At 59.0% G+C, this 19,447-nt stretch carries 12 protein-coding genes and 1 tRNA gene; 8 read left to right on the forward strand and 5 right to left on the reverse strand.

The genetic code is table 11. The features are described from left to right. The 5 genes from KGL31_01900 to KGL31_01920 all read left to right on the forward strand — a co-directional run. A partial coding sequence (locus tag KGL31_01900; GenBank protein ID MDE2320659.1) for a DUF1156 domain-containing protein occupies positions 1 to 2,772 on the forward strand: 2,772 nt, incomplete at its 5' end. Between the two features lie 2 nt (positions 2,773 to 2,774). Further along, positions 2,775 to 4,289 (forward strand): DUF4062 domain-containing protein, encoded by a 1,515-nt coding sequence (locus KGL31_01905; protein MDE2320660.1) that lies wholly within the window; start codon positions 2,775 to 2,777, stop codon positions 4,287 to 4,289. A 132-nt stretch (positions 4,290 to 4,421) separates the two neighbouring features. Beyond that, on the forward strand, positions 4,422 to 7,790 hold the full coding sequence (locus KGL31_01910; protein ID MDE2320661.1) for a DUF499 domain-containing protein: 3,369 nt from the start codon (positions 4,422 to 4,424) through the stop codon (positions 7,788 to 7,790). An 88-nt stretch (positions 7,791 to 7,878) separates the two neighbouring features. Beyond that, positions 7,879 to 8,391, forward strand: coding sequence for a DUF4236 domain-containing protein (locus KGL31_01915; GenBank protein ID MDE2320662.1), 513 nt, complete (start codon positions 7,879 to 7,881; stop codon positions 8,389 to 8,391). Between the two features lie 361 nt (positions 8,392 to 8,752). Then, positions 8,753 to 9,031 (forward strand): hypothetical protein, encoded by a 279-nt coding sequence (locus KGL31_01920; GenBank protein ID MDE2320663.1) that lies wholly within the window; start codon positions 8,753 to 8,755, stop codon positions 9,029 to 9,031. Positions 9,032 to 9,182: 151 nt separating this feature from the next. Here KGL31_01920 and KGL31_01925 read toward each other — a convergent pair. After that, a tRNA-Ala gene (locus KGL31_01925) sits at positions 9,183 to 9,258 on the reverse strand. A gap of 364 nt (positions 9,259 to 9,622) precedes the next feature. After that, positions 9,623 to 10,801 carry an MFS transporter gene (locus tag KGL31_01930; GenBank protein MDE2320664.1) on the reverse strand — a complete coding sequence of 393 codons (1,179 nt, stop codon included), beginning with the start codon at positions 10,799 to 10,801 and terminating at the stop codon, positions 9,623 to 9,625. Positions 10,802 to 10,917: 116 nt separating this feature from the next. On the opposite strand from KGL31_01930, the gene KGL31_01935 reads away from it, so the two are divergent. Further along, positions 10,918 to 11,643: a 2-phosphosulfolactate phosphatase gene (locus tag KGL31_01935; GenBank protein MDE2320665.1), complete on the forward strand. Its 726-nt coding sequence runs from the start codon at positions 10,918 to 10,920 to the stop codon at positions 11,641 to 11,643. A gap of 146 nt (positions 11,644 to 11,789) precedes the next feature. Then, on the forward strand, positions 11,790 to 14,351 hold the full coding sequence (locus KGL31_01940; protein ID MDE2320666.1) for a GAF domain-containing protein: 2,562 nt from the start codon (positions 11,790 to 11,792) through the stop codon (positions 14,349 to 14,351). 48 nt (positions 14,352 to 14,399) lie between these two features. Here the strand turns inward: KGL31_01940 and KGL31_01945 are convergent, their stop codons facing one another. The 3 genes from KGL31_01945 to KGL31_01955 all read right to left on the reverse strand — a co-directional run bounded on the left by KGL31_01945 (position 14,400) and on the right by KGL31_01955 (position 18,823). Beyond that, positions 14,400 to 16,853: an alpha/beta fold hydrolase gene (locus KGL31_01945; protein ID MDE2320667.1), complete on the reverse strand. Its 2,454-nt coding sequence runs from the start codon at positions 16,851 to 16,853 to the stop codon at positions 14,400 to 14,402. A gap of 421 nt (positions 16,854 to 17,274) precedes the next feature. Further along, entirely contained in the window at positions 17,275 to 18,114 is an 840-nt protein-coding gene (locus KGL31_01950) for an ABC transporter substrate-binding protein (protein ID MDE2320668.1), read from the reverse strand. 13 nt (positions 18,115 to 18,127) lie between these two features. Beyond that, positions 18,128 to 18,823, reverse strand: a complete 696-nt coding sequence (locus KGL31_01955; GenBank protein MDE2320669.1) for a chlorite dismutase family protein — start codon at positions 18,821 to 18,823, stop codon at positions 18,128 to 18,130. A 321-nt stretch (positions 18,824 to 19,144) separates the two neighbouring features. Between KGL31_01955 and rpsU the strand changes: the two genes are divergently transcribed. Beyond that, on the forward strand, positions 19,145 to 19,426 hold the full coding sequence (gene rpsU, locus KGL31_01960) for a 30S ribosomal protein S21 (protein ID MDE2320670.1): 282 nt from the start codon (positions 19,145 to 19,147) through the stop codon (positions 19,424 to 19,426). Positions 19,427 to 19,447: the final 21 nt, after the last annotated feature.

Consider the following 19,447-nt stretch of genomic DNA (forward strand, 5'->3'; position numbering starts at 1 on the left):
CTCGCCGTGCCGGAGCCCGGACCGGAGCCAACGCTGGACGAGATGCTGGCCGACATCGAGCGCCAGCGGCTCTTTCGCATCATCGAGAGCCTGGTGCTGTGGGAAAACACCACCAACGAAAAGGTGCTGCAGGCGGCGCGCGACGAGATCTGGTCGAGCTGGCGGCGCGCCTGCGCGGAAAACGCCGACCATCCGCGGTCGAAGGAGCTGTTCGACCGCAAGAAGCTGCCCGCCTTCCACGACCCCTTCGCCGGCGGCGGGGCGCTGCCGCTAGAGGCGCAGCGGCTTGGCCTGGAGGCGTACGCTAGTGACCTGAACCCGGTGGCGGTGCTGATCAACAAGGCGATGATCGAGATCCCGCCGAAGTTCGCAGGGAAGCCGCCGGTGAACCCCGAGGCGCGTAAGGAGAAGACGCTGCTCGCGCGCGAGTGGCGCGGCGCGCAGGGCCTCGCCGAGGACGTGCGCTACTATGGCCAGTGGATGCGCGACGAGGCCGAGAAGCGCATCGGCCACCTCTACCCGAAGGTCAAAATCCCCCCTCGTTCCCCTCTTTCGCAAAGGGGGGATGGGGGGGATTTCTTCGCCGAGCGGCCAGACCTGATCCCCTACGCTGGAAAAGAACTCACCGTGATCGCTTGGGTCTGGGCGCGCACGGTGAAGAGCCCGAACCCGGCCTTCGCGCAGGTGGACGTGCCGCTCGCCTCGACCTTCATGCTCTCCACCAAGGCGGGCAAGGAGGCGTACGTCGAGCCGGTGATCGAGGGCGGCGGCTACCGCTTCACGGTGAAGGTGGGCAAGCCGAAGGATGCGGAGAAGGCGAAGAACGGCACCAAGCTTTCGCGTGGCGCGAACTTCCGCTGCCTGATGTCGGGGACGCCGATCGAAGGTAACTACATCAAGGCCGAGGGTAAGGCCGGGTGCATGGGCGCGCGGCTGATGGCCATCGTCGCCGAAGGCGTGCGCGGCAGAGTCTATCTACCGCCCACCGATGCGATGGAAGCCGTCGCGCGCCAAGCGAAGGCGGAGTGGAGGCCGGAGGTCACGATTTCAGGAAGCACTCAGTACCTCGGCGTGAAGCCCTACGGCATGGATCGTTTCGACCAGCTCTTCACCGATCGCCAGATCGTGGCGCTGACGACCTTCTCCGACCTGGTCCAGGAAGCGCGCGAGCGGGTGAAGCGTGACGCCCTTGCCGCCGCCTTGCGCGCAGAGGACAAGCTCCTAGACGCCGGCGGCACTGGAGCCACGGCGTACGCCAATGCTGTCGGAGTGTACCTCGCGTTCGCAGTCGACAAGGGCGCCAACTACGGGTCATCAGTTTGTGCGTGGCACATCACTCGGGACGGGATCGTCTCCACATTCGGGCGGCAAGCCATTCCGATGGTCTTTGACTATGCGGAGGCCAATCCCCTGAGTGGTTCGACAGGCAACATCCTGCTTGGCGTGGAACAGGCAGCGGAAATGATTCAAGCGCTTGGTGTAGGGCAGCATGGATTGGGGCTACAAGCAGACGCTGCAACTCAGGCCATAAGCGCTGATAAGGTTGTCTCCACCGATCCACCCTACTTCGACAACGTCCCGTACGCGGACCTCTCAGATTTCTTCTATGTGTGGCTACGTCGGTCGCTGAAATCGGTGTTCCCAAGTCTCTTTGCAACTCTCGTCGCGCCGAAAGCCGAGGAACTGGTTGCCTTCGCGTACCGCCACGATGACAAGGCCGGCGCCGAGGCGTTCTTCCTCAGCGGCATGACGCAAGTGATGCACCGTCTGGCCGAACTGTCGCATCCGGCCTTCCCTGTCACCATCTATTACGCCTTCCGGCAGGCCGAGACTGATGTCGAGGAAGGCACCGCAAGTACTGGCTGGGATACCTTCCTGGAAGCAGTGATCCGCGCTGGCTTCGGCATCAGCGGTACCTGGCCGATGCGCACGGAGTACACCGGCAACTTGAAGACCAAACGAAACGCCCTCGCCTCCAGCATCATTCTCGTCTGCCGCCCGCGCGTGGCTAATGCGCCTACCGCGACGCGACGCGAGTTCATCACCGTGCTCAAGGCCGAGCTGCCCAAGGCGCTCACGCACCTGCAGCGGGGCAACATCGCCCCGGTGGACCTGGCGCAGGCGGCCATCGGCCCGGGCATGGCGGTCTACACGCGCTACGCCAAGGTGCTCGACGCCGAAGGCAAGACGCTCTCGGTGCGTGAGGCGCTGGCGCTCATCAACCAGACCCTCGACGAGGCGCTGGCCGAGCAGGAGGGCGACTTCGACGCCGACAGCCGCTGGGCGCTGGCGTGGTTTGAACAGTCGGGCTTCGCCGAGGGCGAGTACGGTGTAGCCGAGACCCTCTCCAAGGCCAAGAATACCAGCGTGGCCGGTATGGTCGAGGCGGGCATCCTGGCGTCGAGTCGCGGCAAGGTGCGGTTACTGAAGCCCGACGAACTGCCCGCCAACTGGCCTGCCTGCCGCGCCAAGCACGGCGCAGGCAGGGACCCGACGACCGATCTGCGACTCACGGCATGGGAGATGGTGCATCAATTAATCCGATCGCTCGAAGCCGGCGGCGAAGGCGCGACGGCAGCGCTCGTCGCCAAGCTCGGCGCAAAGGCCGAGGTCGCCCGCGAGCTGGCCTATCGGCTCTACACCTTGTGTGAGCGCAAGAAGCGCGCGGCAGAGGCGCTTTCCTACAACAGCCTCGTCCAGAGCTGGCCTGAGATCACTCGCCTTGCCCGCGAAGGCGACAAGCCACGAGCGGAACAGGGCGAGCTTCTATGAGCATGGAGCAGATATTTCTCAACAGCGCGCAGAAGGAGTTGGCGGCGGAGCGTGTGGCTGTACGCGATTTCGTGCATGGAAATGACCTACTTCGTCAGTTCTTCCGCGTATTCCTGTTTGAGGACCTTCCGCCGACTGATCGGCGGGCTGATGATGTGTATCTGGAACAAGTCAAGGCCAGTCCGATCTATCTGGGCCTCTTTGGGAACACGTATGGCAGACCGGGCGCGGACGGGGTGTCGGCGACCGAACAGGAGTTCATGCTGGCCAGCCGACTGCGCAAGCGACAGCTGATCCTGGTGAAGGGGCGGGACGATTCCCGGCGCGAGCCGAAGATGGCGGCGCTGATCCGCAGGACTGGCGATGAGTTGGTGCGGCGGCGTTTCGAGGATACTCCGGAACTGTTGCGGCTGTTGTACGGAAGTTTGATTCAGTATCTTCAAGAGCGCGGATTCGTTGCCGCGAAGGATTTCGATGCCGCGCCGTGCGAGGGCGCGACGATGCGCGACATCTCGCCGCGCAAGGTACGGTGGTTTATCGAGAAGGCGCGAACGGAGCGGGATTATGCGCTCGCGCCCGCCACCTCGCCCAAGGAAGCGCTGGCACATCTCAATCTGCTCACCAAGGGAAAGCCGACACGCGGGGCTATCCTGCTTTTCTGCGATACGCCGGAGCGTTTCATCCATTCCGCAGAAGCAACGTGTCTGCATTTTCACGGCATGGAGATCGCCAAGCCCATCCCAAGCCAGCAGGTCTATCGCGGGTCGTTGTTCGAGGTGGTGGACAAGGCGGTGGACTTCGTCATGGATCGGATTCGGCGAACCGTGACACCGAGCGAGAGAACTGTCGCCGGCAACGTGAGTTATGAGGTGCCGTTCCGCGTGGTACGCGAAGCCGTCGTCAACGCGGTAGCTCACCGCAACTACGCGTCGAAGTCCGGGGTTCAGGCGATGGTCTTCGCCGATCGGATCGAGGTCTGGAATCCGGGTAGCTTGCCGGAGGACTTGACACTGGATCAGCTTCGAGATCCTCATCCGTCGGTGCCGCGCAACCGCCTGATCTGCGAGCCGCTTTTTCTGGCGCACTATATCGAACGTGCGGGGACAGGAACGCTGGACATGATCCGGCTCTGCGCGGAGGCGGGCCTGCCGGAGCCGGAGTTTCGGAGCGACGGCGAGCGGTTCGTCACGGTGGTCTGGCGGGACTGGTTGACGGAGGAAGTGTTAGAGAAACTCGGCCTGACAGCGCGACAGAGGCAAGTTGTGGCGATTGTGAAGGCGTCCGGGCGCGTAGCGAATACTGAGGTCCAGGATCGAGTTGGAGTGTCCAAGCGCACGGCTCATCGCGAGCTTTCGGAACTCGTTCGCAAGGGAATTCTGAGGCGAGTGGGAACTACAGGAAAGGGAACTTTCTACTCCATGGGCAAAGGGGCCACAAAGGGGCCAAAGGGGCCAGATTCGGAGCACGCCAAGGCTGGTCCAAGGGGTCAGAAACGCGCCAAAGGGGCCACGCTGTGACCTGCGAAAGACGCAAACTGCCGACATCCATATGAGCTTGAAAATGGGGCAACTTATTGACACTTAGACACCCAGCGCACTTTGAATATGCGCGAGCTGCACTCACTACATGCTTGGAATTGAGAGGTAGCAATGGCGATTACCAACCATGAACGTGTCGGCAAGATGTTGGAACTCCTGACGGCAGGGCTTTGTCCGTTCGTCGAGCGGGAACTCAAAACGACCGACGTTCCCGACTGGTTCGCGGAGACCAAGCGATCGCTGGCGGATTCTCAGCTTCAACTGCTGGGCACGCCGGACAAGCCGCAGTGGGACGCCGCCGCCATCCTCGTCACGATGTGGAATCAGTGGAACAGCGTCTTTCGTAAGACCCTGGGCCAAGCGGAGCGGACACTTGTCAGCGAACTCCGCGAGGTGCGCAACCGCTGGGCGCATCAACGGCCATTCAGCACGGACGACGCCTATCGCGCCCTGGACAGCGCGGCCCGACTGCTGACCGCCGTGTCCGCGCCGGAAGCGAACGACGTTGAGAAGATGAAGATGGAACTGCTCCGGGTCCGCTTTGACGAGCAGGTCCGCACGGAGAGGCGCAAAGCGGCCGGGACGACCATCGAAACCCAGGCGCAGGCGAGACTCAAACCGTGGCGGGAGGTTGTCCACCCGCACAAGGATGTGGCGAGCGGCAAGTACCAGCAGGCCGAGTTCGCCGCCGACCTGTGGCAGGTTCATCTTGGCGAGGGTTCCGACGAATACCGGAAGCCGATCGAGTTCTTCCGGCGCACGTACCTGACCGAAAGCCTGACCGGGCTACTCGCCGGGGCCGCACAACGGTTGACCGGTACGGGGGGCGATCCGGTCGTCCAGCTCCAGACCAATTTCGGCGGCGGCAAGACGCACTCGATGCTGGCGCTGTACCACATGTTCTCCGGCACGCCGCATAGCGACCTGCTCGGAGTGGACGGTATCCTCAAGACCGCCGACGTGGAAGATCTGCCGAAGGTCAACCGCGTGGTGCTGGTGGGCAACAAGATTTCCCCCGGTAATCCGGTGACGAAACCGGACGGCACGGTGGTCCACACCTTATGGGGGGAGATGGCCTGGCAACTCGGCTTCGCGCGCGGCGGGGTCAAAGAGGCGAAGCGGGCGTTTCAGCGGGTAGCGGCGGATGACGAGAGGGCGACCAGCCCCGGCGATGTGATGCGGGTGCTGTTCAACGAGTACGCGCCCTGCCTGATCCTGATTGACGAGTGGGTGGCCTATGCGCGACAACTGCACGACCAGGGCGATCTTCCAGGTGGCAGCTTCGAGACCCACTTTACTTTTGCCCAGGCGCTGACCGAGTCAGCAAAAGCCGCCAAATGGTGTTTGCTTGTTATCAGTCTTCCGGCGTCCGACACAGGAGGCTCACCACACACTCAGACGGAAGATATCGAGGTCGGCGGCGAGCGTGGTCGTACTGCGCTGGACCGACTCCACAATGCGGTCGGTCGCGTGGAGTCGTCGTGGCGGCCTGCCAGCGCGGAAGAAGGATTTGAAATTGTGCGTCGGCGTTTGTTTGAACCCTTGGTGGATCGCGAACAGTTTGTCGCGCGAGATCTTGTGGCTAAGGCGTTCTTTGACCTCTATCGGACACAGTCACAGGAGTTTCCGCTGGAATGTCACGAGACCGAGTATGAGGCGCGCCTCAAAGCCGCATATCCCATTCATCCCGAGGTGTTCGACCGTCTGTACAGCGACTGGTCATCCTTGGCGAAGTTCCAAAGAACACGCGGTGTCCTGCGACTCATGGCATCGGTGATCCATGCGCTCTGGGAGCGCGGCGACCGCTCTCCACTGATTCTACCGTCAAGCATCCCCATTGACGATCATCGCGTCCTGCCTGAACTGACGTCTCGCTACCTATCGGACAACTGGGTTCCGGTCATCGAAAAGGACGTGGACGGCCCCAATTCGCTGCCGTTGCGCGTCGACGGCGAGGCCCCGAATCTCGGCAAGTATTCCGCATGCCGACGGGTAGCGCGGACGATTTATCTCGGCTCCGCCCCCACGGCCAAGGCGACGAACAAGGGCATAGACGACCGGCGGATTAAGCTCGGGTGCGTGATGCCCGGCGAAGCGTCCGCGATCTTCGGCGACGCGCTGCGACGGTTAAGCGCGGCGGCGACGTTCCTTTATCAAGATTCGGTCCGCTACTGGTACTCGACCCAGCCGACGGTGACGAAGTTGGCCGACGACCGGGCCGAGCAACTGAAAGGTGATCCTGATGCCGTAGCGGGCGAGGTCGGGCGCTGGGTGCGGAACGACCTCCAGAAGAAAGGTGACTTTAGCCGGGTTCACCCCCTGGCGCGAACATCGAGCGATGTGGCGGATGACAAGGACGCGCGGCTGGTGGTGTTCGGGATCGAGCACCCTCATGCCAAGGATACGGCCAGCCCGGCGCTTGCCGCCGCCCATGAGTTCTTACAGAATCGTGGGATGGCCCCGCGAATCTACCGGAACACGTTGGTTTTCCTGGCGGCGGACAAGACCCGACTTCAAGACCTGGACGAGGCCGTCCGCCAGTACCTGGCGTGGTGTTCCATCGTGGATGAAGCTGAGACTCTGAACCTCGATCCGCATCAGACCAAGCAGGCCGTGTCCCGGAAAGAGAGCGCCCATAGTGCCGTCGCTGCCCGTCTGTCGGAGACGTACCAGTGGCTCATCGTTCCTACACAAGCGAACCCGCACACCAACGTCGAATGGCAGGCGTTTCGCCTCACCGGACAGGACGCGCTGGCCGTGCGCGCCAGCAAGAAACTCCGCAATGACGAACTCCTTATATCGGGGCTCGCCGCCAGCCGACTGCGGCTGGAACTCGATCAGGTCCCCTTGTGGAGGGACGATCATGTGTCGATCCAGCAACTTACCGAGGACTTTGCCCGCTACCTGTACCTGCCCAGACTGCGGGACACCGGCGTCCTTGTCGAAGCGGTTCGTGGAGGTCTTGGGCTTCTGACCTGGTCGCAGGACTCGTTTGCCTACGCCGAGAGCTTCGACGAAACGGCCGGCCGGTATCGAGGTCTTCAGGCCGGTCGTCAACTCTGGATTGACGGCGACAATCCCATCGGCCTACTCGTGAAGCCGGAGCCTGCACAACGTCAGCTTGCCGCTGAAGCGCCGACGCCAGGAGGGGGAACGATACTTCCAACCGGCGGACCGGGAGGCGGAACCGCCCCGACAACCGGCACGACAGGCGGAGACACGCAGCCACCCGCGACACCGTCGGCCCCGACACGTTTCCATGGAGCTGCGACTCTGGACTCCAAGCGAGTCGGACGGGATGCCGGGCGCATTGCGGACGAGGTTGTTGCCCACCTCGCCGGAATTGTGGGAGCGAATGTGAAAGTCACCCTGGAGATCGAGGCGGACATTCCGTCCGGCGCACCGGACCACGTGGTGCGTACTGTGACCGAGAATTGCCGCACGCTGAAATTCGATAGCCAGGGTTTTGAGAAGGAGTAGCCCTTTACTTAGTCTTGCAGATCACGGCAAAACATAGCATGCTGAAACGTGAATCTGCAACCTATCCACAACCGTGAAGGGGGCGAGAATGGGCTTCTTGTTTCGTAAGCGGCTTCGGCTCGGGAAATTCCTCTCGCTGAACCTGTCTAAGTCCGGCCTGGGGCTCAGTGTCGGCCCTCCAGGCGCGAAGCTCTCCGTGAATCCCAAGCGGGCGCGAATTCAGGTTGGCATCCCCGGAACCGGCCTGGGCTATCGGCGGGATGTGTCCATGCCCCAGGAGGGAGGGGAGCCGTCCATTCCGACGCGCCGTCACGGCCGCGCCTGGCTGATCATGGGACTCCTCGTGGCGTTGATGTTCCTGGTCTACCTGCTCTCCGGCTGTGGATTCGCGCAATGGCGCGATCAAGCGCTCCGTGACGTGGCCGAAGGGCGGTGGCATGTGAACCCTGAACAGGTCCCTCCCGGTAGTGCGCCCTCGCAGACCATTGAGTTTTACGATGCCGGCGGCAAGCATGTCGGGTACGGGAAGGTGCAAGGCGGGACGGCGGAGTTCTTCAACACGGACGGAAGCCGGACCGGGTCCGGTAAGGTCGGACGATAGGGAGTCGGAAGCAACTCGTGTCGCGTGTTTACCGTTCACCCTGAGCTTGTCGAAGGGTCATGTTTTCAATATGTTCCATCCGTGGTTCGACAAGCTCACCACGAACGGCCCATAAAGGTATTTATGACTCACTACACCAGAACTGGCACCGAGCAAAAAGACGCCGATCACATCGGGCCTTCTGGATACCGGCTTCCGTCGGTATGACGGACTCGCGGCAAGCCGCGGGGAATGAACCCTTTGTAGATTCAACCTGTTCCGAGACATAGCCTTACAAAACGCGGCAAAACATGGCACCCTGAGACGTGGATCTGCAGTTTATCCGCAACCGGGAGCCATACCGGGGGAGGGTGATGACGCCATGCTTGTCAGAAAATGCCTCATGGGAGCGATCGTGGGGGTATCCGGAGGATTCATCGTCGGCCTCATCGGAGGATTTGTCCTCGCACCGATTTGGATGATGGCATCTGAGGGAGATACTGGGACGGCAGCGAATATCCAGAGCTTAGCCTTGCTTCTTGCGATTCCCGTCGGCCTCATCATTGGGATCATGGTCCCGATTCGCAAGGCATCGAGGCGTCGCCAGGCAGAAAAAGCCGAGGAGGAGGCTCGCTCGCATGGTGCAGGGCGTGACGGCTGAGTTCCTTAATGCCAATAGAAGTCGAGTGGGGTTCAGCAAGATTGTACGATAGGGTAGAGGCGCGACGAACGCCTGGTGCCGAGCACAAAGACGCCGATCACAGCCTCTCGGCTACGATCGGTGAACCAGGCGTAATGCTGGAGAAAATCAATGGTGGAGCTGACGGGATTCGAACCCGTGGCCTCCTGACTGCCAGTCAGGCGCGCTCCCAACTGCGCCACAGCCCCACATCGGTAAGCGTATCAACGCGAATGATTTAAGCGGACCGGGGAAAGACTGTCAAGGGAAATCGTCCCGGTGCTCTGTGATCTCAGGCTCGAATAGAGGCCGCCGATCGAGGAGAACATGAAGGAGATGCTCCGTCACTGCTTCCTTTGCGGCAAGGGAATCACACTCCAGGGAACCTTTCTCCTTGCGGAAGGGCCAACCTCAGATATTGTCCGGAGTGTCTGCCGCCCTTGCTATCTTCGCAGGAGCCTCGAAATTCGCGAGGCGGTCAAAAGAGAGCGCGAAGAAGGATTCATCCGCTAGCCGGACTTATGGGGCGGTTGGCGCATACGTGAGGCATTCTCGTCAGCCGATACTGCCAGGTCATACGAGCTTTACCTGGGCCATCAGTATGACGCCTGACGCTGCGATTGCCAGCAGTGCTGCCATCACGAAATCCGTCCCCACAGTGCCGAGCAATCCCGCAGCCGCTCCGCCCGCGAAACTGCCGAGAAATTGCAGCGAACTGAATATCCCCAGCGCTGCCCCGTACACGGTCTTCGGTGACGCTTTGGTGATGAGGCTGGGGAGGATCGGTTGAAGGCTGGTGTAGCCGGCAAAGAAGAGTATGCCGGCAACAGTGAGGACTATGAGCGGGTGGGCTTGGAGCCCAAGGTCAGCCCCTCGAAAGAGCAGCCACCCACTGATCGCAAGAACAACGAAGGCCAACACGCCCATCGATTTTGCCCGGCCCAGGTCGGCCGCCCTGGAGGCCGCAAACATTACGACGGCAGCGACGAGGACCATCGGGCCAAGCAAGAGGTAATAGCTTTGCAGGGGCAGGTGTCGGCGAGCCAGCAAGGGAAAGTAGAAGAAGAAGCTGCTCATGAAGAACGACATGAGGAATCCACAGACACCCAGCTTGATGATGGCAGCGATCTTAAACACCGAAGCGATCGATGGCCGGTCGCCAGAGACGTCAGCCGTTCCCGGCTCCCTTGGCGGCTCCTTGACGGCCAGTGCCAGGTAGATGGATGCGACCAGGCTCAGAAGGCCGGATAGCCAGAAGAGGGACGCATAACCGGTGAGGCTGGCGATTAACGGTCCAGCCAGGATACCGCCGACGAAGGAGAGGCCAATGGAGATCCCAAGGAAGGCCATCGCGGTCGCGCGGTTCTTCTCGTCGACCGAATCGGCCACCATGGCGAATGCGACAGAGCTGACGGCGCCGGTCCCTTGGATCAGGCGCGCGGCGATGAGGGCGAAGATGTTGGGAGGGACGGCGGCCAGGATGGAGCCCACGCTGTGAAGCGTGAGGCCGATGAGCAAGAGCGGTTTTCGGCCAAATCGGTCGGACAGCCAGCCGAACGGGATCTGAAGCAGGGCATTGGCCAGCCCATAGCTACCGAAGGCAAGACCGATCAGCGGTTTTGAGCTGGTAAATTGCTCCCCATAGAGCGTAAAGACGGGAAGCACGAGAAAGATGCCGAGCATCCGAATCGCGATGGCGGCGCTCAGCGTGGCTATGGTTCGCTTTTGATCCGACGAAAATCTCGCACCCATTGTCCGGAACCTTCCTGCCGAAGGATGATGGCCGCCCGTTCATAGCAGGTATTCAGAGGGGTGTCAATGGATTCGGTGCAGGGCGCTCGTGAGATTACCGGGCTGGGAGAACTATCGTGATCATCGACGTGGCATTCAGTCGATTGGATCCGACCTGTCGGTTCGCCTCCGGTCGAGCAGTGGCCGTGATCGACGTGATACGAGCCACCACGACCATTACCATGGCGCTGCACCACGGTTGTGCTGGTGTCATCCCTGTGCGGACGCTGAGCGAGGCCGGGGCCGTGGCGAAGAGGCTGGGCGGAGGCGTTTTGCTTGCTGGAGAACGGGAAGCAGATAGGGCAGTAGGCTTTGAACTTGGAAATTCTCCGGCCGAATATGGGCGAGATCGGGTCAAGGGTAAGGTCGTTGTCCTGACGACAACCAACGGGACCCGCGCGTTCCAGGTTGTCCCAGGGGCTCAGGCAATAATCGCCTGCTCATTCCTGAACGTATCCGCAGCCGCGCGCCGGCTCACAGATACCGGCCTCGACATCCTTATTGTGTGCGCGGGCCAACATGGCCGTTTCTGTCTGGAAGACGCTGTAGGCAGCGGGATGTTGATCGATCGCGTACTCAGCATCTCTGAACGCGCGTGTGAGCTCAGCGATTCCGCCAGGGCCGTCCACCAACTCTTCGCAACCTATCGAAACGACCTGCTTGGGATGCTCCGAGTTTGCGAATGGGGAAGAGACATCATTCAAAAAGGCTTTGGGGCGGACCTGGAGATCTGCGCGCAAACGGATCTGACCGACATCGTGCCCGTCATGCAAAAAGATCGTCTTGTGGCGAAACGCATATGAAAATCGACCAGTTGCCATATATTGTTTCCAGAGTAGTCGATAATGGCTAACAGTAGTTTATTACTTGACATAGTACTGAGTTATGATTTAAATTTAGTTAGAGACATTTTATATACGGTATTATGCCATATCCATGTTAGGAAACGATGGAACGACTGATTAAGAGTCTCGCCGCTGTGATCGGCAGTTCGTCGGCAATGCGGTCCGCCGCCCCCGACCAACTCCTCGGAACCGTTCTGGGAGAGGTCCTGAAGGTGGTCGACGACGCGGTCCTTGGCTGGATCTGCCTGACCCGCGGTCTCCCGGACCACGTGAACTGGCCTGCCGCCACCAAGTTACCACAGGATTCGGTCTATCTTGCGGCCGTCAGACATGCCGGCAAGGAGGTTTCTACAGCTCCTACCGTTGACTGCCCGGACTGCCCCTGTTGCCGCTTCCTTACCGGCGCCGATCCACCCCCCAAGTTTAGCATCATCGATCATTGTCCGCAGCCAGCCTTATCCGAGTCGCCAGCCGGCGCTCATGCGTGCGTGCCCCTCTTCGCGCAGGATCGGCCGATCGGTGTGCTGAATCTCGCCAAGGCGGGGTCTGCGTCCTTCTCCAACATTGAACGGCTGTTCCTCCAGGCTGTCGCGAGTCAGTTGAGTGCGGCGTTGGAGAATGCCAGCCTGATCGGTGAGACACAGGTCAGACTCAAAGAGACGCAGACGCTGCTCGAGGTGAGTTACTCCGTCAATTCTACCCTCGATCTGCAGGAGGCTATCCGACGCATCGCGCGAGCAGTCGCCCGCGTCCTCTCGGCCGATACTGCCGGCGCCTATCTGTTAGACAGCGATGGCAGACAGCTCCTCCCGTTTGCCGGTTATCGTCTGCCCAAGCATCTCTTAGACCGGCTCAAACGGACACCGATTCCAGTAAAGGGATTTCGATTTATCGAAGAAGCGTTAAGTACAAAGGGGGCCGTATATACGAGCGATACCAGCAGGGAGAGTAGAGTCGACCACTCCGTATTTCATGCTTTTTCCTGTAAATCAGCTCTTTTTGTACCGATGCTGGCAAAAAATAAGATCGTCGGCGGTCTCTTCGCCACCTGGTGGACAGAGGAGCACCACTTTACCAAAGAAGAGGTGCGGTTGGTGGATGCCATCGCTCGCCAGACTGCGGTCGCCATCGAGAACGCCAAACTTTTTGAAGAAGCCCGAACGCATGCTCAGGCTGCCAGGGCCTCAGAGGAGAAGTATCGACTGCTGGCCGAGCATGTTCGCGACATAATCTACGCGCTGGACGCTGAAGGTCGATTTACGTACGTGAACCCTGGGGTAAGGGCAATACTCGGCTACACGCCTGAAGAGCTGTTGGGTCGCTACTTTACCGACATCCTCACGTCCATAAGCCAGCGCCAGATCCTGGAGATCTTTGCCAGGGCGGCCAAGGGTAATGACCCATTCGGCTTCTGCGAGCTTGATATGGTGAAGAAAGAGGATTCCGTATTAGTTCCGTTCGAGATTGGAATGGTGACCATTCGGGATGTCACAGGCCAGATGACGGGCTGGCATGGGATCGCGCGGGATGTCACAGAACGGAAGCAATTAGAGCAGCAGCTTCTTCGGGCAGAAAGGCTCCGAGCCCTAGGCGAGATGGCGTCTGGAGTCGCCCATAACTTTAACAACGTGCTGGGCGCAATCCTGGGGCGAGCTCAAATATTGCGTCGGGCAGTCCAGGAGGCGGAGGCAACGCGAGGTCTCGAAGCGATTGAAAAGGCGGCGCTGGACGGGGCCAACATGGTTCGCCGCCTGCAACATTTTACCCGCCAACGGCGAGATGAAGAGTTCTTCCCTGTGGATCTCAACCAGGTGGTCAAAGACGTCCTGGCCATCACCGAAGTCAAGTGGAAAGACGAAGCCAATCTCGCCGGAACGACCATCGAGATTGCAACCAGCTACGGTAAGATCTCCCATGTGATGGGCAATATCTCGGAACTTCGGGAGGTCCTGACTAATCTCATCTTCAACGCTGTGGAGGCGATGCCAAACGGAGGCAAGCTTACATTGAAGACCGAAGAGATTGAAGAGTGGGTCTGCGCAAGCGTGTCGGACACGGGGATCGGAATGACCGACGACGTGAAGACCAAGGTGTTCGATCCTTTCTTTACCACGAAGGGGGTCAAGGGGACCGGGCTTGGCTTGAACGTGTCGCATGGAATCATCAGAGTACACCATGGCCAGATCTATGTGCAGAGCCAACCCGGGCAGGGTACCACCGTGTTGGTCAAGCTGCCGATTTCCTCCGAGTGTGGATCAACCCCACAGCTCAAACCGGTGCCGTCTACTCATAAGCCGGGACGAATCCTGGTGATTGACGATGATGAAATGATCCGCGAACTTCTCTTCGAACTCCTTCAGGCGGCCGGGCATACGGTCGTTCAAGCAGGGGGTGGGCGGGAAGGGATTCATCTTTTCCAGCAGGTGAGCTTCGATCTTGTCCTTACAGACTTGGGTATGCCCGAGTGCACGGGTTGGGAAGTGGCATCGGCCATAAAGAGCATAGCCCCTCGTACCCCCATTGGTCTCATTACCGGGTGGGGGCTTACGCTTGACCGGGGGAAGCTCAAGGAGGCTGGAGTCGATTTGGTCTTGAGCAAGCCGTTCCAGGTCACCGAGGTGATGGCGCTCGTCGCGGAGGGATTGGAGCTTCGCGAAAAGATCTAGCAGAGTGTCGGGATAGTGCACACTCTGCTAGATCTTTACCACGTTGTGTCAATTGGCCCGCTTGACAAGCCATTCTGAGATGATGGGCCAGATCTCCTGCTGGGCCCGACGACTCGTGATGATCCGCGCATGACTGTAATCCTCTCCGTATCCTTCGGATTTGGCGCAGAACACCATTTGCTTATCCAGGCCCCCTAATGCATTGTAGAGCCGGCGACACCCCTGATGAGGGGCAATGAACCGGTCGCCTCCTCCGGCGAAGCAGAGAGCGGGGACCTCAATCCTTCCGAGCCCCTCGAGGTAGTCGAAACCATCTGTTCCGGTCCATCGACCATTCCAATTCCAGCGGAACCACTGGTTCATCACGCCACGGAATTCGTTCTCCGGTCCCAGCTTGAACAATGGCCCTGGCGCGTATCCGATGAGATTGTTCCCCACTGCGCTCAGGGCAATCTTCGCCCAGCCTGACCAGGTGACCCCCGCATCCGTTGCCTGGCTGGCCAGCGTTACGATCCCCTTGACCTGTGCGCACGCTTCAGGATGACGCGCCAGGTGCATCAGGGGCACAAGGCCACCTCCGCTGTGCCCGATCCAGAAGAGCTGCTTGTTCTGTGTCCTTTGTCGTACTGCGCGGAGCGCTGCCGGTACGTCAAGCTCACTGAACTGCTCGAAATCCGGGTGAACCGGTCCAACCTCGCTTCGACCGTGACCTCTGAGCTCCAGGATCCAGCAGTCAAAGCCGTTTTCGGCAAGATATGTGGCTAGCCTCGTGCAAGTCTGGGCGTTTGAAAATGTCCCGTGAGAGAGAAGGACGGGAGATTCGTACCAGACCTCGCCGTAAATCCTCAGCAGTGAGAGTTCAACGCTGTCGCTGGTCAGCTCCCGATGCCATGTGAGTTCGACCGATTCGCGTCGCCGCGGTGTCATGAGCCGGAAATCAGAAGCGACGCTTTCGGATTCAGCCATCAGTTCCGTGCTGGGGATGGATTCTTCTGTGATCCGTTCTCGTCGGGTGGCTGTATTCGCGGGCAGTTGCTGTACCAATGGCAGCACATCCTCTTGGATGCGCGGTGCTGAGGTTTTGCCCTTTCTCATTTCCTCTGTCCGCTCATGCGCGAGCAAACCCTGGATCAAGGGAGTGTAGAAGACCCCATCGCCCACCAACGTCACCTTCTCGTGATCGATCTCGACCCATCGTTTCTCGGCGAGCGCCTGCCAGATATCGGCATACTCTTCAAGCAGATCCCGACCGAAGATCCTTTTGTACAGGTGCAGGTCCGCACTCATTCCCTGAAGCGACTGAAAGAGCCAGGCGATCCGAAGATCCTTCGCTGTGTATCGGAATCCACGCTCAATCGGAAATCGACTCTCGTCAAGTCTACCGAAATAGTCTCCGACCTTAAGAGAGTTCATATAGGTCCAACCAGGCATCTCAGGGGTCCCAAGGAAGTACGATACACCGGCGAACCCCCAACCCCACATGTCATATCCGATGATCCCTTGCTCCTTGTCGTATGTGAAGAATCGACGCATGTGCTCTTCAAACTGAAGGTCGTCCGGTAGGTCAGCAGCCGGTTTCTCCCAGTCGTAGGCGGTCATCTGTCGGTATCCATGGCTCTCGAGGAACTGCTTGGACGTGTGATACATCTCGAGGTTCTGCTCGGTCGAAGGGATCTCATCCCGCCGATGGCGCGCGAAATCGGTCCGACCGGCCACGTTGAGTTCGTAATGAGTGATGTGTCGGACGCCTGCGCGAACGATCGCCTCCAGGTCCTTCAGCATCAACGCCATCGTCTGTCGCGGCCACCCGAAGATCAGATCGACACTGCTTCGGAGTCCCAGTTCCTCACACCACTGGAGAGTCTGAAAAGCGTGCTTGGCCTTCTGCTTCCGCCCGCTCAGCTTGATCATCTCATCATCGAGTTGCTGCACTCCCATGCTGATCCGATTGACCCCGGCTGTCTTCATCGCCGCGAGCTTCTCCCTGGTAAAAAGCTGAGGAATCCCTTCCATTGTGATTTCGATACCTTGGGGAATGGTTGGGAAGACTCCTCTCACGACCTCCATAAGCCTATGGTAATCATCCGGCTTATACAGGTTCGATGTTCCTCCCCCAAAATAGATACTGGCGGGTTCCTCCCCTTCGAAGAATTGTTGATACCGTCGCCCTTCCGACTCCAGGTACTTCAAGTACGTATCCAGTTGATGCTGACCCTGGTACACCTCGCTTGGAAATAGGCAGTAGCCGCATCGTTCGGGGTTGGTGGGAAGGCAGTATGGGGTGCCGACATACAGGTTGAGTCGCTTTGGTATGGCTGCGTTTGCGACTCTTCGCTCGATCATCACCTCCTTCATTGGCACATCCCGCTCCAGCCAGAAGAGCGGGGAGGGATGGGCGTGCAGGACCCGGTTGCTCTGTCGCCTTGTCCGTTGCTTCTCGATGTAGTTGTACACCTCCTTGACTGGATTGCGGTAGATTGTCTGAACGCTTGCATTATTCATGTTGCCTCCTCTCTCTGCGTAGCCCGACCTCCAATCTGGAGGACGGGGGATGGCTGGTTAGCCCTGTCCGAATTTGGAACACAGCCTTCCAGCGTTGATCGTGTTGAGTTGAGTGTAATATGGTGTAGTAAAGCCTGTACGAGTAAGCATCAAAATGATGTCTATTACCTATTTAAGTAGGCATAACATATCAAAAAATATGTTTTAATTCATATTAGATAATTAAACACATAAATATATGCAAATAGAATGCTAGATACGATCAAACAACATCACATTATATTATTTGCGAAGATATTATTATCGGATAACGTAGATGTACAATGGAAAGCTGTATAACTGAGGCGTGCAGCGAGTCAATAATTATAGGACGGATTGAATCGAGGATAGATGTGAAGAAACGAGAGGAGTGGAGAGCGGCTTAACCTGGAAGGAACTCCGGGTGGATTCGCGTGGTGATCACCCCTTGCTGCCATGCTAAATTCAGGAGATGTTCGAGACCCCGTCTGCTTTCCTGGTTCCAGGCGCGAGTGTCCTCATTGACATACATGTCGACGAACCGGTCGGCCAGCGCCGCCTCCATACCGCGGCCAAACTGCATGGCATACTGGAGCGCCTCCTGTCGGTGAGCCAAGCCATAGTCGATACTGGCCTGGAGATATCTCGAGACTTCCAGGCAACAGGGCTCACCCAGATCCTTACGGATGGCGTTGGCCCCAAGGGGCAGTGGCAGCGCGGTCTGCTGGTGCCACCACGTTCCAAGATCGACTAGCCTGGTAAAGCCGCGGGCGTCGAACGTAAGCTGGCCTTCGTGAATGACAAGTGCGGCATCCGCCTCGCCGCTCTCGATGGCATCGAACACCTGGTCGAAGGGGACCTCAATGGCCTGGAACTCACCGAGGTACAATCGCAGCACGAGGAATGCCGTCGTGAGTCTACCGGGGACGGCAATTCGCTTGCCGCGGAGCTCGGCAGGATCAAGTCCTCGCTTCGCCACCACGATCGGCCCGTAGTTCCGTCCGATGCTGGCGCCATGGGGTAACAGTATGTAGCGATCGGCTACATAGGTGTAGGCATGAACCGAGAGCGCCGTCACCTCCAGTTTGCCTGCCAGCGCCCAACTGTTCAGTGTGTCGATCGCTTCGAGGACATGCTGGAAGCGAAATCGCCCTGTATCGAGTCGCTCCTTCGCCAGGGCGTAAAACATGAATGCATCATCCGGATCGGGACTATGTCCGATCCGGATGAGAGATGTCTCCATATGCGTCCGTTCTCTAGCCCAAGTCGTCCAGGGTCTCGTGAATAGTCTTTTGAATGCAGGTAAAGATCGGCGTATCACGAAGGGTAAAACGGCTTGCTTCGGTCTCGCGGAGCGCCATGACAAGCTCCATAAAATCAGCCGGCCTATCACTTTCAAACGCCACCACAAACTCCTGGTCGTCGAGGCCGAATGAGTAGGTAGTGTTCAGTTTCACCGATGGAAACTTGTGGCCCACTTTAATATGGACATTCATCATCTCCTGACGCCGATCAAGCGGCAGCAGGTACCAGTCCCGTTGCTTGACAAACGGATAGACGAACAGGTACTGATGTTCACCGGGGATGATGGTCGATCGACGGCCCTCCTGGCCGGGATGCAGATGCTTGGCCACATAGATCGAGCGCCTGGCCATGGCGACGAATGAGTACGGCGTGGCCACGTAGGAGCCGAGCACCGTCCCGTTGAGCTGTCTGGACATCTCCTGCAACAACTTCAGCGAGTTACCGATTCGCCAGAGCATAAAATCGGTGTCCGGCCGGAGTCCTACGGTCGAGTAAGGGATCAGCAGCATCCGTTCACGCCACTGCTCAATCGCGGCGCCGAACTCCTTTTTACTTGCCTCGCGTTCTTCTTTCGGAAGCCGTCGCCAGGCCAGGTCGACCTTATAAAAAGCGAAATTAATGTATTGTTCTGCGGCTGAAGTCGGCATGTCATCGTCCTCATTCATCCTTCATTAGACCGGGCTGCTGCTTGCGCCGCTCAACCCGTTTGGCCTTCTCCACTCCTCTTATACATCAGGATCAGGGTGGGCGCAAGGACTGCTTGAGGTCTCGATAGGGTTTTGACTGATTATCCTGTGGCTGATTATCCTTGACAAATGCGCGGGTGATGCTTATAGTAAAACGTTTGTTGGTCTGAGGGCTTCGTTTACGTAGTCTGAAAGCACCGCGAGGACCAGGGGCTCGCGGTTTTTCCGTTTCTAAGACCCTGATCATATCAGCGGAAAGCGATGCTGTGATGAAGAGGGATAATGGCTCTTGACGATGGCACTGAGGAGACGAGCGGGGGTTCGAGGTCCGACAAAGGGACTCGACATCGCCCTCTCGAGGTCAAAGTAGACGGTCGAGGGGTCGAATCGGCTATTCGGCTCTTTAAAAAGCTCGTTTTGCGCGATGGAATCCTGAAGGAACTGAAACGAAGAGCGCATTACGAGAAACCAGGGGAGAAGCGTCGCCGAAAGGTTCGTGAGGCTGCGCGCAGACTTCGCCGTCAGGCAGCTCGCGCGGTTCGCCGCGACCAGTCGGAATTCTGAGTCCTCCGGGGAGATCCGGGA

This window comes from Candidatus Methylomirabilota bacterium (assembly GCA_028870115.1).
Taxonomy (GTDB): Bacteria; Methylomirabilota; Methylomirabilia; order Methylomirabilales; family Methylomirabilaceae; genus Methylomirabilis.